Source organism: Marinobacter nitratireducens (assembly GCF_000708045.1).
Taxonomy (GTDB): domain Bacteria; phylum Pseudomonadota; class Gammaproteobacteria; order Pseudomonadales; family Oleiphilaceae; genus Marinobacter; species Marinobacter nitratireducens.
Window position 1 is genome coordinate 39,982 of record NZ_ANIE01000009.1, and the last position, 12,875, is coordinate 52,856.

The window sequence follows — 12,875 nt, forward strand, 5'->3', positions numbered from 1 at the left end:
CCGTTTTGACCACCGTACAGTACAAGGAGAATCCATGAGTCGCACCATTCTGATTACCGGCGCCAGTTCCGGCCTTGGCGAAGGCATGGCCAGGGAGTTTGCGGCACGGGGCGATAACCTCGCCCTGTGTGCACGGCGGACCGATCGGCTGGAGAGTCTCAGGGATGACCTGCTTGCCAGGCACCCGGATATCACCATCAGCCTCCGGGCACTGGATGTTGATAATCATGACCAGGTGTTCGACGTATTCCGGGAGTTCCAGGAGGAGTTCGGCACGATTGACCGGATCGTCGTCAATGCCGGTATCGGTAAGGGGCAGCCGCTCGGCACCGGTAAGTTCCGGGCCAATCGCCAGACCGCCGAAACCAATTTTGTGTCCGCCCTCGCCCAGATGGAGGCGGCCATGGAAATTTTCCGTACACAGAACCATGGCCATCTGGTGACCGTATCCTCTGTTACTGCTGTTCGGGGTATGCCGGGTAATGTGACCACCTACGCTGCGACCAAGGTTGGCCTCGCTGCGCTGTCCGAAGGGTTGCGGGTTGAGCTGGCAAAGGCGAAATCGCCCATTAGGGTGACTACACTGTATCCAGGGTACATTCGAACGGAAATCAACGAGAAGGTGAAAAACACCCCGTTCATTGTCGATGCCCGGACCGGCTGTAAAGCCATGGTCAAGGCTATCGAGTCCGGTAAGCAGGAGTGCTTTGTTCCCTCCTGGCCATGGACACCGATTGGTTTTGTCATGCGTCGGTTGCCGGTATCGATTCTGGCGAGGATTTTCTGACCACCTGAACAGATCCGGGGAGGCAGTATGTCGTTGCTCCATCCCATGAGATCACCCCGGCCGGGTCGCCTCCTGGGCTGGGCTTCCATTCTATTCTTGGGGCTCTCACTGTCCCTCCTCTCTCTTGTGGGCATGGTTTCCGCCCAGTCTTCCTCGCCCGGAAGGGCTCTGGTTCTCTCCGTACAGGGCCCGATCGGCCCGGCTACTATGGATTACATCAGCCGGGGTATCGCACGGGCGGAATCCGGTGATGCGGACCTGGTGATCCTGGAGATGGACACCCCGGGCGGGTTGATGGACTCCATGCGGACCATCATCAAGACCATTCTCGCCTCCGAGGTTCCGGTGGCAACCTATGTCTCCCCGTCGGGTGCCCGAGCCGCCAGCGCCGGTACCTACATTCTTTACGGCAGTCATATCGCGGCCATGGCGCCGGCCACAAACCTCGGGTCGGCCACGCCGGTTCAGATGGGCGGGCTGCCCGGTAGTGAGTCACCCGGTGACCCGGAGTCCGATGGTGACTCCGGGTCGGATGGGGCGGTCGACGAAGACGGCAAACGCCGGGGCAGTACCCCGATGGAGCGCAAGATACTGGAGGACGCGGTCAGCTACATCCGTGGCCTTGCCCAGCGTCACGACCGTAATGCTGACTGGGCAGAAAAGGCCGTGAGGGAAGCGGTGAATCTGGGGGCGGATGAAGCCCTGGCCCGCAATGTGATTGATGTTGTTGCGCCGAGTATCCGGGACCTGTTGCAACAGATTGATGGACGAACGGTGCAGATGGCCAGCGGGACGGTGACCCTGAGAACAGCGGATCTCGACATCGCGCGAGCCCAGCCGGACTGGCGCACCAAACTGCTATCGGTCATCACCGACCCGAATGTTGCCTACTTCCTGATGATCATCGGTTTTTACGGAATCATTTTCGAGCTCGCCAACCCCGGAGCCATCGTGCCCGGCGTTATCGGTGCCATCAGTCTTATTCTGGCCCTGTTTGCGTTTCAGGTGCTGTCGGTCAATTACGCCGGCCTTGCACTCATCCTGCTGGGCCTGGCGTTTATAGTCGGGGAGGCATTTGTACCCAGCTTCGGCATGCTTGGGGTGGGCGGCATTGTCGCATTCGTGGCGGGTTCGGTGATCCTGATGGATGGCAGCCATCGAAATATCTCCCTGCCAACCATCGGAGGCACCGCCATTGTGGCAGCCGGCTTTATTCTCTGGACCGTGACCCGGTTTATCGGCTTGCGGCGAAGACACCCGGTCAGTGGCAGCGAACAGCTGGTTCATGAACACGGTGTCGCGCTCGATAGTTTTACGCCGGAGTCTGATCACTATCGTGGCCATGTGCGGGTCAGCGGTGAGCGCTGGAATGCCAAGAGCCGCGAGCCTGTTAGCAACGGTGATCCGGTGCGGGTGACCGCGATCGAGGGATTGTTGGTGACTGTAGAAAAAACGGGTGGCTCATCGGTGTCGAACGATGACCACTAACGGCGAATCAAGGAGGCCCTATGATTGGTAATCTGATTCCGTATCTTGCACCGACGGTGGTGCTGCTGCTCATCCTTGGCTCCGCGATAAAGATACTGCCCGAGTACCAACGTGGGGTTGTATTCTTTCTGGGGCGTTTTCAGGGGGTCAAAGGCCCCGGGCTGATCATTGTGATTCCCGGTATCCAGCAAATTGTCAGGGTCGATCTTCGGGTTATTGCTCTTGATGTGCCGAGCCAGGATGTCATTTCGAAAGACAACGTGACCGTGAGAGTCAACGCCGTCCTGTATTACCGCGTGGTTGACCCGGAACGGGCGATAATCCGGGTGGAGGATTTCAATTCCGCCACCAGTCAGCTGGCTCAGACCACGCTTCGGTCGGTGCTGGGCAAGCATGATCTGGACGAAATGCTGTCAGAGCGTGACAAGCTTAACTCGGATATTCAGGAGATTATTGACGCCCAAACGGAGGAGTGGGGTATCAAGGTGGCGAATGTGGAGATCAAGCATGTGGATCTCAACGAGTCGATGATCCGTGCCATTGCCCGTCAGGCAGAGGCGGAACGCGAACGTCGTGCGAAGGTTATCCACGCCGAGGGGGAACTGCAGGCCTCGCAGAAACTCGTAGAGGCTGCCGAGGTCATGTCGACCAACTCCGGTGCCATGCAGCTGCGTTACCTTCAGACGCTGTCGGACATGAGCACGTCGAATTCATCGACGATTGTTTTCCCGCTACCTCTGGAAATGGTCAAAGGCTTCATGGCTGGTGCCGGCGAAAAGCCTGGCTCGGACAGGAAAACGCCCGCTGACTGATGGTGCGGGCACAAAAAAGGCCGGTTGTACCGGCCTTTTCAAGCGTCAGCATAAACTGAGCTTATTTCATGCTGGAACGCTCGAGCATGCGCTTGGCGCGCTCGTTCGCTTCGTCAGCTGCTTTCTGGGCAGCCTTGGCAGCGGCCAGAGCTTCTTCAGCAGTCTGCTGGGCAGTACGTGCATCGCTGGCGGCGCTGTTAGCGGTGTTCAGTGCGTTTTCCGCAGTCTGCTCGGCGGAGCTTGCAGTTGCATTCGCTTCGTCGATGGCAGCCTGATCAGTAGTGGCACAACCTGCAGTCAGTGCAGTAGCCAGTGCAAACCCGGCAATCGTCAGTTTACGCATGGTAAATCCCCTTATTGGTCGTTTTATTTCCTGTGATCCGGAAGTCAGTATAGACGACCTCCTGTCAACATGGCCCGATAGGCAGTGACTACCGGAGTCGTTAAACAGTGTAAAACAGTCAGCGATAAAATGTTAACTAAGGATACGTAAAATTTCCTAGCTTATGACAACAACTTAATGCGGCTGTCATTAGCTCTTCACGGAAGAATTCGGATTGGGGTTCCATCGGCAACCATTTTCCAGATTTCGTCGATTTCCTCGTTGGTCACCGCGATGCAGCCATCGGTCCAGTCCAGGCCCTGATAGGCAAATGCCATGTCGCCGGCGTTATTGGGCAGACCATGGATCATGATGCTACCGCCGGGGTCCAGGCCCCAGGCGCTGGCCAGTTCCCGGTCGCGTTTACTGGGGTAGGATATGTGGATGGATTTGTAGAAGTCGCTGCCGGCGTTGCGCCAGTCCAGCGTGTAGTCGCCTTCCGGGGTGCGCTCGTCACCTTCGTAGAGCTTGTGACCTTCAGGGTTGTCACCGAGGGAAATCCGGTAACTCCGCACCACGCGTTCGCCATTCATCAGGTAAAGGCGGCGCTCCCCCTTACGCACCAGTACCCGACTGATGAGTGGGGAGTTCTGCTGTAACGACCCGGCGGACGGCATGCTCAGATCTGCCCTGGCCAGTAACTCTTCCGCGGTACCGGTGGTGGGGAGCAGCAGGGAGAGGGCCAGGAGCCAGCCTGTAACCAGAAAACGCATGTACATAAACCTGATAAGTTACGGATGATTAATCTTCGTACAGGCAGTTTATAACACAGGCTGTGGGCCATCTGTTAAGGGGTTTTGTTAACTTTTTTGGTTATCTCTTTTCCTGTTCAGTTGTTTTGTGAACTGTCCATCTTGAGGCCGACTTTGGTGACCTGATCGGCATCCGTGGCCCGGGCCACCAGGGTGACCGGACCCAGTATGACGATATCACCCACAACCGGGTGCCCCTTGGTTCGGCGCGCAAAGCATTCGGCCAGGGACAGCTCCGGTGGCAGATCGTCGAATTCGATGCCGTACACCTGCTCGACATCCCCCAGCAGCGCGTCGCCATTCAGCACAAAATCCCCGAAGAACGCGCGCTCGGCCAGATACTTTGGTGCATGGCGTCCGCTGAGAGATTTGCCCAGCTCATTCAGAACATTTGGCGTCGCAAACATGGCTACCATGTCACCGCTGGAGACTTCCAGATCGGCCTTGGGTTGCAGGCACACCCGGTTGCGGAAGACGCCAGCGACGGCGGTGTTTTCAGGGAAATGCAACTGGCTGAGTTTTCTCGGTGTTTGCCAGTTATCACCCCGCAGAGGAAACAGCATCAGTTCGTGGTCGCCCGCCGCTGGCGCATCCAGGGGCAGGCGACGATAGGGATCGTCCCCGGCAGGTACTTCCAGCCGCAGCTTGCGGGCCAGAGGCGCCATGGTGGTGCCTTGAACCAGTAACGAAACCAGAACAATAAAAAACGCCATGTGGTACACCAGCTGCGCTTCGGGAATCTCGGCCATCACCGGAAAGAGTGCGAGCACAATGGGTACAGCTCCGCGCAATCCGACCCAACTGATAAAGCCGAGCTCTCGTTTTTTGAAGCCAAATGGCCAAAGGGTGATCAGAATTGTCAGAGGGCGGATGACGAAGATCAGTACCAATGCCAGTACCAGGCCGCCTCCGATCAGCGGCTGCAGGTCAGACGGTGTGATCAGCAGGCCGAGAATCAGGAACAGACACAATTGCGCCAGCCAGGCCAGACCGTCGTGGACCTGGAGGATCATCGGCATCATACGCACCGGACGATTGCCAATGACCACTCCGGTCAGGTAGATGGCGAGGAATCCGGAGCCGCCGAGGGCGTTGGTGGCGGAGAATATGGAGATTCCGGCAGCGGCGACCAGCAGCGGGTATAACGAGGGCGTCAGGCGGATCCGGTTGGCCAGTTCCACCACAGCAAAGCCGCCGAGAATGCCGAAAAGACCACCCAGGCCGAACTGTTTGATCAGCATCAGCAGGGCTTCCCAGCCAGCGTCGATGTCGTTGTTGCTGATGAACGTCACCAGGGTCAGCGTCAGGAAGATGGCCATGGGGTCGTTGCTTCCGGACTCGATTTCCAGCGTGGCGCTAACCCGCTCGTTCAGATGCAGCCCACGGCCCTGGAGCAGAGAAAAAACAGCCGCGGCGTCGGTGGAGGAAATGATCGCTCCGATCAGCAGGGCTGTAGACCAGTTCAGGTCGAATACCCATCGTGCCACCACTGCTGCGCCTGCAGCGGTCAGGAATACCCCCAGCGTTGCCAGTACCAGTGCCGGTCTCAGTCCGACGCGGAAGGTTTCTGCCCGGGTGCGCATGCCACCATCCAGCAGAATGACGCCCAGTGCCAGGTTGGCGACCACGAACGCCAGTTCGAAGTTGTCGAACACGATGCCACCCGGCCCGTCCTCGCCCATTAGCATACCCACGCCGAGGAAGATCAGAAGGACGGGCATGCCCACCCGGCTGGAAATCGGGCTGAGAACTATGCTGATCACCAGCATCAGGGCGCCAATCAGTGGCAGAATCGGATCCATTCACACTCCAGAAAGAAAACTTGCCCTGCGGCCGGGACGTTCCCTCTAGTGTAGTTTGAGACGCGGGTGCATCGCACGGCTGATTTTATCCATCAGCCAGATAATGCCGGTACGAACGAAACCGTGCAGCGCCACCTGGTGCATGCGGTAGAGGGATACGTAGAACAGGCGGGCAACTTTACCTTCAATATACATGCTTCGGCCCGACAGGTTGCCCATCAGATTTCCCACGGTTGTGTAGCGGCTGAAGTTGATCAGCGAGCCGTGGTCATTGTAGACGAATGGTACGTCTTCTTTACCTTCCAGACGGTTACACAGCGTCTTGAACAGGGCATCGGCCTGTTGATGGGCGGCCTGGGCCCGGGGTGGTACTGGCCGATCGGAGTCCGGTTGCGGGCAGGCGGCGCAATCGCCGAAGGCGAAAATGTCGGTGTCCTGCGTGGTTTGCAGGGTTTGTTCCACCACCAGTTGGTTGCCCCGGTTCACCTCAAGGCCATCGAGTTCGGCCAGAAATCCCGGCGCCTTGATGCCGGCAGCCCAGATGGTCATTTCCGAGGGCAGTTCGGTACCGTCCTTCATTACGATATCGTTGCTGCGGACCTCGCTGACTGGCTGGCCGGTCAGCACGTTGACATGCTGACGCTCCAGCTCGCGGGTAGCTGCGGCAGAGAGCCGCCCCGGCAGCGCCGGGAGAATGCGGTCGGCCGCCTCGATGATGGAGATGGAAACATCAGAGGGTTTGAGGTGGTTCATGCCGTAAACCGGCAGCTCCCGTGAGGCCAGTCTGAGCTCAGCGGCCAGCTCGACGCCGGTTGCGCCAGCGCCAATGATGCTGATGTTCAGAGTGTGTTCGTGCCCTTGGCCAGCTTCATGATTCTTGCGCAGGAATGCGTTGAGCATCAGATTATGGAACCGACGGGCCTGTTCCAATCCATCCAGAAACAGACAGTTATCCTGTGCACCGGGGGTGCCGAAATCGTTTGCGGTGCTGCCGACGGCGATGACCAGGGTGTCATAGCTGATGCGCCTTTCCGGAACCACTTCAATGCCGTCCCGATCGATAAAGGGCGCAATCACCAGCTCTTTGGCCGTGCGATCGAGGCCATTCATGCGACCAAGCTGGAATTCGTAGTGGTGTTTGCGGGCATGGGCCCGGTAGTTGATCTCGTTGGTACTGGCGTCCAGTGAGCCGGAGGCAACTTCGTGCAGCAACGGTTTCCAGACGTGAGTCAGATCGGCATCCACCAGGGTGATGCGGGCTTTGCGTTTTTTGCCGAGTTTGTTGCCGAGGCTGGTCACCAGCTCCAGTCCGCCAGCGCCACCGCCGACAACGACGATATGAGGTGTGTTTTCCATGACTATCAGACCTTTAAGTAAAGAGAGCCAAGCGCTCTTGTCATGGAAAGCGCTTGGCTGTCGTCACTGGTCCATATTATGTCACCTCAACCACTTCAATTGCATCCGTTGCCAGAACTCTGGGTTGTTTTTTTCGTTTGGCTTTCAGTCGTTTATCAACACACTGATTGTCATCCTGAAGGATGATCACGCACTCCAGGCATTGAATGCACTCGTCATAGTCCACGCGCCCGTCCTTGCGGATGGCGTTGATGCCACATTCATTTTTACAGTGTTGGCAGGGGTTGCCACAGAGTTCGACCCGGTCCAGCCAGCTGAACAGGCGAAAACGGCCGAGCACCGCGAGGCCCGCCCCGAGCGGGCAGAGATAGCGGCAGTAGAACTTGTGGATAAACATGCCTGCCACCAGCAGGCCGACGGCGTAGAGCACAAATGGCCAGTAGCGGACAAAGAACAGGGTGATACTGGTTTTGAAGGGCTCCACCTCCGCCAGTCTCTCGGCCATGGTCAGGGAGTAGAAGGCGGTAGCCACCAGCCCCAGCAGAATCGGATACTTGATCAGAATCAGTCGGCGGTGCCAGTTTTCGGGCACTTTGATCTGGCGGAATCCAAGTTTTTGCCCCAGCCAGGACGCCATTTCCTGCAAGGCGCCAAACGGGCACAGCCAGCCACAGAACAGGCCGCGGCCCCAGATGAACAGCGTGACGAAGGTGTAGGTCCAGAGAATAAAAATAACCGGATCCAACAGGAAGACATCCAGGGAGAAGCCGTCCCAGAGTGCCAGTAGCAGGGTGTAGATGTTCACGACCGACAGCTGACCCTGGGCATAGAAACCGATGAAGAACAGGGTGAAGAACAGGAAGCCCCAGCGGAACCGGTGCATGGCCTTTGGGTGGCGGCTCAGGGTGCGCTGGCGGGCGAAGACAACGGTCAGTACGGTGAGGCTGAGCACCAGCAGGCTGATCTGCCACCAGCGTTCCTGCCACAGGCCGACCCAGATGGCCTGTTTGTTGTCACCGGGTCCCGGAGCAACCTCGACTTTCTCGAAAAGCTCGGGGGCAAAGGCAACCGGGATTTCGAGGGTGGCCTTGTCGACCATCAGATGATTGCGGGCGAGCTCCACGGCCAGTTTCAGGCTCGCCTCGGCCCCGGGATTAAATCCGGCATTGCCGCCGACCCGGAACAGAGAGAGTTTGTCGAATACGGGCATGCCCCGCGCCTGGAACTGGATGTTGCTGTCCAACAGGTTCAGGTCGCGCATCTCCACCGCGAGGTTATTCTGGATCATGCCCAGCCGGTCGGGCGTGCTGGCCGGGACGAAGTCCGGCCCGAGGTGGGGATAGGCGCCCCGGGACAGGACCGCCATGACCTGAGCGCTGTCACCGACCTTGTCCATCAGCCGTTGATAGCCGTCGTCGCCAAGCAGGTTCCGGCCCACCATGGGCGAGTTGATGTAGGCAAAGTAGAGCTCGCTGAATGGCTTGTCTGGGGAGACGTCGGGGGCGTCCGGATAGTCGTCGAGAGGGCGCCCGAGAGCCTCTTCCACAGCCGCGCTGCTGATTTGCCAGTTGCCGATATAGCCGCGATCAACCAGTTCCGGCCAGCTGAGAGATTCGTAGAAGTCCGGTTTTGCCCGGGTCGGCGCGGCCTGGGTGAAGCCTTCCAGTTTGGTGCGCGCGACCTTCAGAGCCGAGGACAAAAGGGTGTCATTGATGATCAGCACCGACACGGTGGCTTTGCTGACACCGTCGAAATGCACAACGTCGCCGTCACTGGTTTTGCCGCTGTGCCGCGAGTTGGAGGTGTCGATAATCACCTGTTGGCGCAGGGAATGCCCGGCATACTGATCCACAAAATCGAACAATGGTTGTTCGCCCAAACCGTGGAGGAACACCGGCTCGTGGTGATCCAAAACCGTGACCCCGGTGAAGCGCCCACGAATGTCGAGGCCGATCAGCAGTTGGATCGGCTTGCCCGCAAAACCCTGAAGGTTGCTGAATTCGACGGATTCATAGGCATAGCCAATCAGCTCGGTGACCTGGTAGACCGGATAAACGGGAAAATCGGACAACTTGTCCCGGATCTCTGTCGCTTCGGGGAACAGTGTCTGTATCTGGGACCGGCGCTCATCCGTCAGTTCGGCCCAGGCGTTGGCCTGAAAGCAGAAACAGCCAATAAAGAGCACTGCCAAGAGCGTAAGGCGCCCTGCCATGGGGTACTCCTGAAATTTCTTGTTGTTTGTGTCTCCATGCTAGAGTTTTTGATGTCCGGGACAATGCGACCTCGGAGCCAGCAGGGTGCTACTTTGTGAGTAGTCCTCGTCCGCACAGCCATCTCTGGCAAGCAAAGGAGTTGAGACACAGCGTCATGAAAATTGCCGTTTATTGCGGTTCCCGTCCTGGGAACGACGAGTCGTATGCGCAACGGGCCCGGGAGCTGGGCGAGTATTTCGGGAAGAACGGCATTGATCTGGTGTTCGGTGGCGGGCACGTCGGTTTGATGGGGACGGTCGCCGACGCGGTACTGGCCAGTGGTGGCCGTGTCTACGGGGTGATCCCCGAGCATCTCCGGGATCGTGAGCTCGCCCATGGCAGCCTCACCGAACTGTATGTGGTGAAAGACATGCATGAACGTAAGGCAAAGATGGCCGAGCTGGCTGACGCGTTTGTTGCCCTGCCCGGCGGAATCGGGACCCTGGAGGAGATTTTCGAAGCCTGGACCTGGGGGCAGCTCGGTTTTCATCACAAGCCCTGTGCGCTCTACAACGTCAACGGTTTTTATGAACCGCTGCTGACCGCAGTGAAGGGCATGGAATCCGCCGGTTTCCTGAAACAGGAATACATCGACATGCTGATTCTGGCGGACCAGCCGGAGCAGCTCGTCGAAGGCTTCCGGAACTATCAGCCTCCCCACGAAAAATGGACCTGAATCACTGACCGGGACGACTTCAGATGCAGGACTGGGTGAACGACATTGGCGCGGTTGTCTGGGGTCCGCTCACCATCGTGCTGCTGGTTGGTACCGGTCTTTATCTGAGTATTCGTCTGCGCTTCATCCAGCTACTGAGGCTGGGGTTGTCCCTGCGCATCATGAGCGGCCGGGATGAGGAAACCTCCCGGGACGGAGAGCTCAGTCACTTCAGTGCCCTCACCGTTGCCCTCTCTGCCGCCATCGGCAACGGCAATATTGCCGGCGTGGCTACCGCGATTGCCCTCGGTGGTCCAGGCGCCATTTTCTGGATGTGGGTGACGGCCATCTTCGGCATGGCTACGGTGTTTGCCAGCACCACCCTGGCGCTGAAGTTCCGTAGCTATGATCCTGAAACCGGCTACTCAGGCGGGCCGATGTACTACATCGAGCGGGGCCTGGGGCCCAGGTGGAAGCCCATGGCCCAGTTTTTCGCACTCTGCGCGATCATCGCCGCCTACGGCACCGGCAATATGGTGGAAGCCAATTCTGTCGCCGATACCCTGGAATTCTCGTTGCGGGACGTGGTTCAGTACGCCCCGGATGAGGGAACCATATTTGGCGTCAAACTGTTTATCGGCCTTCTCTATGGCGGGCTGATCTGGCTGGTGATTGTCGGCGGCATCCGCCGGATCGGGAAGGTGGTGTCCCGTCTGGTGCCGCTGATGTTTGTGCTCTATGTCGGCAGCGCCCTGGTGGTGCTGGGGATCAATGCAGAGGCCGTGCCTGGTGCATTTGTTCAGATTCTGTCGGATGCGTTTACCGGTACCGCAGCCACCGGGGGATTTGCTGGCGCGGCGGTGATGACCACCATCCAGTTCGGGGTCGCCCGAGGGGTGTTCAGTAACGAGGCCGGTCTTGGCACCACGCCCATCGCCATGGCATCCACCAAAGCCGATGAGCCGGTCCGTGCCGGGTTGGTTGCCATGAATGGGCCTTTGTTCGATACCCTGGTGGTCTGCACGATTACCGCCCTGGTGATCATCACGACGGGAGTCTGGACGACGGGTGTCAGCGGCTCGGAGTTGACCACCATGGCCTTCAACGCCGCCGTGCCGGATCTCGGTAAACTGGCGGTCACCGTTTCCCTGTTGTTCTTTTCGTTTTCCAGCGTGGTGGGGTGGAGCTACTACGGCGATCGGGGCACCGGATACCTGTTCGGGACCCAGTCGATCAGGCTCTACCGCAACCTGTTCTGCCTGATGCTGCCGGTGGGCGCCGTGATGGATCTTGAACTGGTCTGGGGCCTGTGTGATATCGCCAATGGCCTGATGGCAATTCCCAATCTGATCGCCCTGCTCCTGCTGTCACCTCTGGTGTTTCGTATGACGCGGGAATACTTCCTGCGCCGTACTGCAGGAGCGGTGCTTTAAATCACCGCTTCCTGAGCATGGCGGCGTCTCTCACTCACCTCTGGCTTTCTTCAGTGTCTCGAGCTTATCGTGCAGCAGCGCTTCGAGCTTGATCAGCTTTTGCCGGTTTTCCTCGTTGGGTTTGTTGGTGTAGAGGTCCACGTAGGTCTGGGTGACCTGGGTCAGGATGGGGTGCAGTTGCTTGTACTCTTCTTCGGACATGGGCTGTCTCCTGCCGGAATGAATGGGTTACCTATAACTATGGATCATCCCCGGTCCGGTTCAAGTTGACCCGGGTCAAACCCGGGTGACCTTGGTCATCAACTGGCGCCATCCGATCGGAAAATGGCTCTCCAGGGCCTGCAGCTTGGGATCTTTTGACGACAGGGCATCGAATCCCTGCTTGCTGGCGTATATGACGGTGTTGTTGCTTCGGGTGCGCAATAACAGTACCACCGAAAAGTGCTGTCGCAGCTGTTGGAAGTACGGGCCTTCCGGGTCGGGTGTCCGGTGGTAGTTGAGCACCAGCCACCCGGCGTCGGTCAGCACGCGGCTACAGTCGTCCACAAACTGCTTCTGGGCCTGGGTCGGGCTCATCCGGTCGTGGGAATACAGATCGGATAGCAGGAAGTCGGTGCTGGCAGATGGCATGTTTTCAAGGGCCTCCCGGGCATCGGCAACCGTGACCCTGACCCGTGCACTGTCCGGAAGGCTGAAGTATTCCCGGGCGACATCGACAACCGACTGCCGGAGTTCCACTGCGTGAATGTGGCACTCCGGCAGCAGGTGATGAAAGCCGGTGACCATGACCCCGCCACCGAGGCCGAGCACAGTGACATGCTGTGGTGTCATGAAGGCAGCCGGCAGCATCATGGCCCGGTTATACTCATGGACAGGAAGATGGGGGTGGCGGCGGTCAATCTTGCTCTGCTCGAATATCGAGTTGAACGTCATGACCCGGTGCTTCCGATAGTCGACAACCAAGATGCTGCCAATGGCGTCCCGGGTGTGATGAACAATCTCGCCCTGGTTGAACATGTGATGGTATCCGGCTGGTTTCTGGACTCGCGGGTTGCTCTGGACAGAGGTATGACTGCACTGCTAAAACCTTTGTACCACAGAACTTATGTGCGTAAGGCACCCTGATCATTGATAAAAACCAGTGTTTTACAGGAGA

Annotated in this window: 12 protein-coding genes; 5 read left to right on the forward strand and 7 right to left on the reverse strand. The window is 58.3% G+C overall.

All coding sequences use genetic code 11. From position 1 onward, the window contains the following. Nucleotides 1–34: 34 nt before the first annotated feature. The 3 genes from D777_RS14320 to D777_RS14330 are packed head-to-tail and all read left to right on the forward strand — an operon-like array spanning nt 35 to nt 3,087. Nucleotides 35–787, forward strand: a complete 753-nt coding sequence (locus tag D777_RS14320; protein WP_036133558.1) for an SDR family oxidoreductase — start codon at nt 35–37, stop codon at nt 785–787. A 45-nt stretch (nt 788–832) separates the two neighbouring features. After that, nucleotides 833–2,275, forward strand: coding sequence for an NfeD family protein (locus D777_RS14325; protein WP_036134386.1), 1,443 nt, complete (start codon nt 833–835; stop codon nt 2,273–2,275). 20 nt (nt 2,276–2,295) lie between these two features. Next, a complete protein-coding gene (locus D777_RS14330; RefSeq protein ID WP_036133561.1) occupies nt 2,296–3,087 on the forward strand; it encodes a slipin family protein in 792 nt (263 codons plus the stop codon). 61 nt (nt 3,088–3,148) lie between these two features. Here the strand turns inward: D777_RS14330 and D777_RS14335 are convergent, their stop codons facing one another. The 5 genes from D777_RS14335 to D777_RS14355 form a co-directional block, all read right to left on the reverse strand. Then, a complete protein-coding gene (locus D777_RS14335) occupies nt 3,149–3,430 on the reverse strand; it encodes an Lpp/OprI family alanine-zipper lipoprotein (protein ID WP_036133564.1) in 282 nt (93 codons plus the stop codon). 197 nt (nt 3,431–3,627) lie between these two features. After that, complete coding sequence (locus D777_RS14340; protein WP_227501787.1) at nt 3,628–4,182, reverse strand: L,D-transpeptidase family protein; 555 nt, start codon at nt 4,180–4,182, stop codon at nt 3,628–3,630. 116 nt (nt 4,183–4,298) lie between these two features. Next, nucleotides 4,299–6,023, reverse strand: a complete 1,725-nt coding sequence (locus D777_RS14345; RefSeq protein ID WP_036133570.1) for a potassium/proton antiporter — start codon at nt 6,021–6,023, stop codon at nt 4,299–4,301. Between the two features lie 45 nt (nt 6,024–6,068). Further along, nucleotides 6,069–7,379 (reverse strand): NAD(P)/FAD-dependent oxidoreductase, encoded by a 1,311-nt coding sequence (locus D777_RS14350; RefSeq protein WP_036133572.1) that lies wholly within the window; start codon nt 7,377–7,379, stop codon nt 6,069–6,071. A 76-nt stretch (nt 7,380–7,455) separates the two neighbouring features. Further along, entirely contained in the window at nt 7,456–9,591 is a 2,136-nt protein-coding gene (locus D777_RS14355; protein ID WP_036133576.1) for a NosR/NirI family protein, read from the reverse strand. 155 nt (nt 9,592–9,746) lie between these two features. On the opposite strand from D777_RS14355, the gene D777_RS14360 reads away from it, so the two are divergent. Both D777_RS14360 and D777_RS14365 read left to right on the forward strand, forming a co-directional pair. Next, nucleotides 9,747–10,307, forward strand: a complete 561-nt coding sequence (locus D777_RS14360) for an LOG family protein (RefSeq protein ID WP_036133580.1) — start codon at nt 9,747–9,749, stop codon at nt 10,305–10,307. A 23-nt stretch (nt 10,308–10,330) separates the two neighbouring features. Then, nucleotides 10,331–11,719 carry an alanine/glycine:cation symporter family protein gene (locus D777_RS14365; RefSeq protein ID WP_036133583.1) on the forward strand — a complete coding sequence of 463 codons (1,389 nt, stop codon included), beginning with the start codon at nt 10,331–10,333 and terminating at the stop codon, nt 11,717–11,719. A 30-nt stretch (nt 11,720–11,749) separates the two neighbouring features. Here D777_RS14365 and D777_RS18075 read toward each other — a convergent pair whose 3' ends face one another. Beyond that, complete coding sequence (locus tag D777_RS18075) at nt 11,750–11,920, reverse strand: hypothetical protein (protein ID WP_201443388.1); 171 nt, start codon at nt 11,918–11,920, stop codon at nt 11,750–11,752. A gap of 75 nt (nt 11,921–11,995) precedes the next feature. Then, nucleotides 11,996–12,736 (reverse strand): spermidine synthase, encoded by a 741-nt coding sequence (locus D777_RS14370; RefSeq protein WP_036133585.1) that lies wholly within the window; start codon nt 12,734–12,736, stop codon nt 11,996–11,998. Nucleotides 12,737–12,875 lie beyond the last annotated feature (139 nt).

What these genes read in the sequence shown, in the direction of transcription:
- D777_RS14360 (WP_036133580.1), top strand. Translation starts at nt 9,747, where the DNA reads ATGAAAATTGCCGTTTATTGCGGTTCCCGTCCTGGGAACGACGAGTCG.
- D777_RS14370 (WP_036133585.1), bottom strand. Translation starts at nt 12,736, where the DNA reads ATGTTCAACCAGGGCGAGATTGTTCATCACACCCGGGACGCCATTGGC.
- D777_RS14350 (WP_036133572.1), bottom strand. Translation starts at nt 7,379, where the DNA reads ATGGAAAACACACCTCATATCGTCGTTGTCGGCGGTGGCGCTGGCGGA.
- D777_RS14320 (WP_036133558.1), top strand. Translation starts at nt 35, where the DNA reads ATGAGTCGCACCATTCTGATTACCGGCGCCAGTTCCGGCCTTGGCGAA.
- D777_RS14325 (WP_036134386.1), top strand. Translation starts at nt 833, where the DNA reads ATGAGATCACCCCGGCCGGGTCGCCTCCTGGGCTGGGCTTCCATTCTA.
- D777_RS14365 (WP_036133583.1), top strand. Translation starts at nt 10,331, where the DNA reads ATGCAGGACTGGGTGAACGACATTGGCGCGGTTGTCTGGGGTCCGCTC.
- D777_RS14335 (WP_036133564.1), bottom strand. Translation starts at nt 3,430, where the DNA reads ATGCGTAAACTGACGATTGCCGGGTTTGCACTGGCTACTGCACTGACT.
- D777_RS14355 (WP_036133576.1), bottom strand. Translation starts at nt 9,591, where the DNA reads ATGGCAGGGCGCCTTACGCTCTTGGCAGTGCTCTTTATTGGCTGTTTC.
- D777_RS18075 (WP_201443388.1), bottom strand. Translation starts at nt 11,920, where the DNA reads ATGTCCGAAGAAGAGTACAAGCAACTGCACCCCATCCTGACCCAGGTC.
- D777_RS14330 (WP_036133561.1), top strand. Translation starts at nt 2,296, where the DNA reads ATGATTGGTAATCTGATTCCGTATCTTGCACCGACGGTGGTGCTGCTG.
- D777_RS14340 (WP_227501787.1), bottom strand. Translation starts at nt 4,182, where the DNA reads ATGCGTTTTCTGGTTACAGGCTGGCTCCTGGCCCTCTCCCTGCTGCTC.
- D777_RS14345 (WP_036133570.1), bottom strand. Translation starts at nt 6,023, where the DNA reads ATGGATCCGATTCTGCCACTGATTGGCGCCCTGATGCTGGTGATCAGC.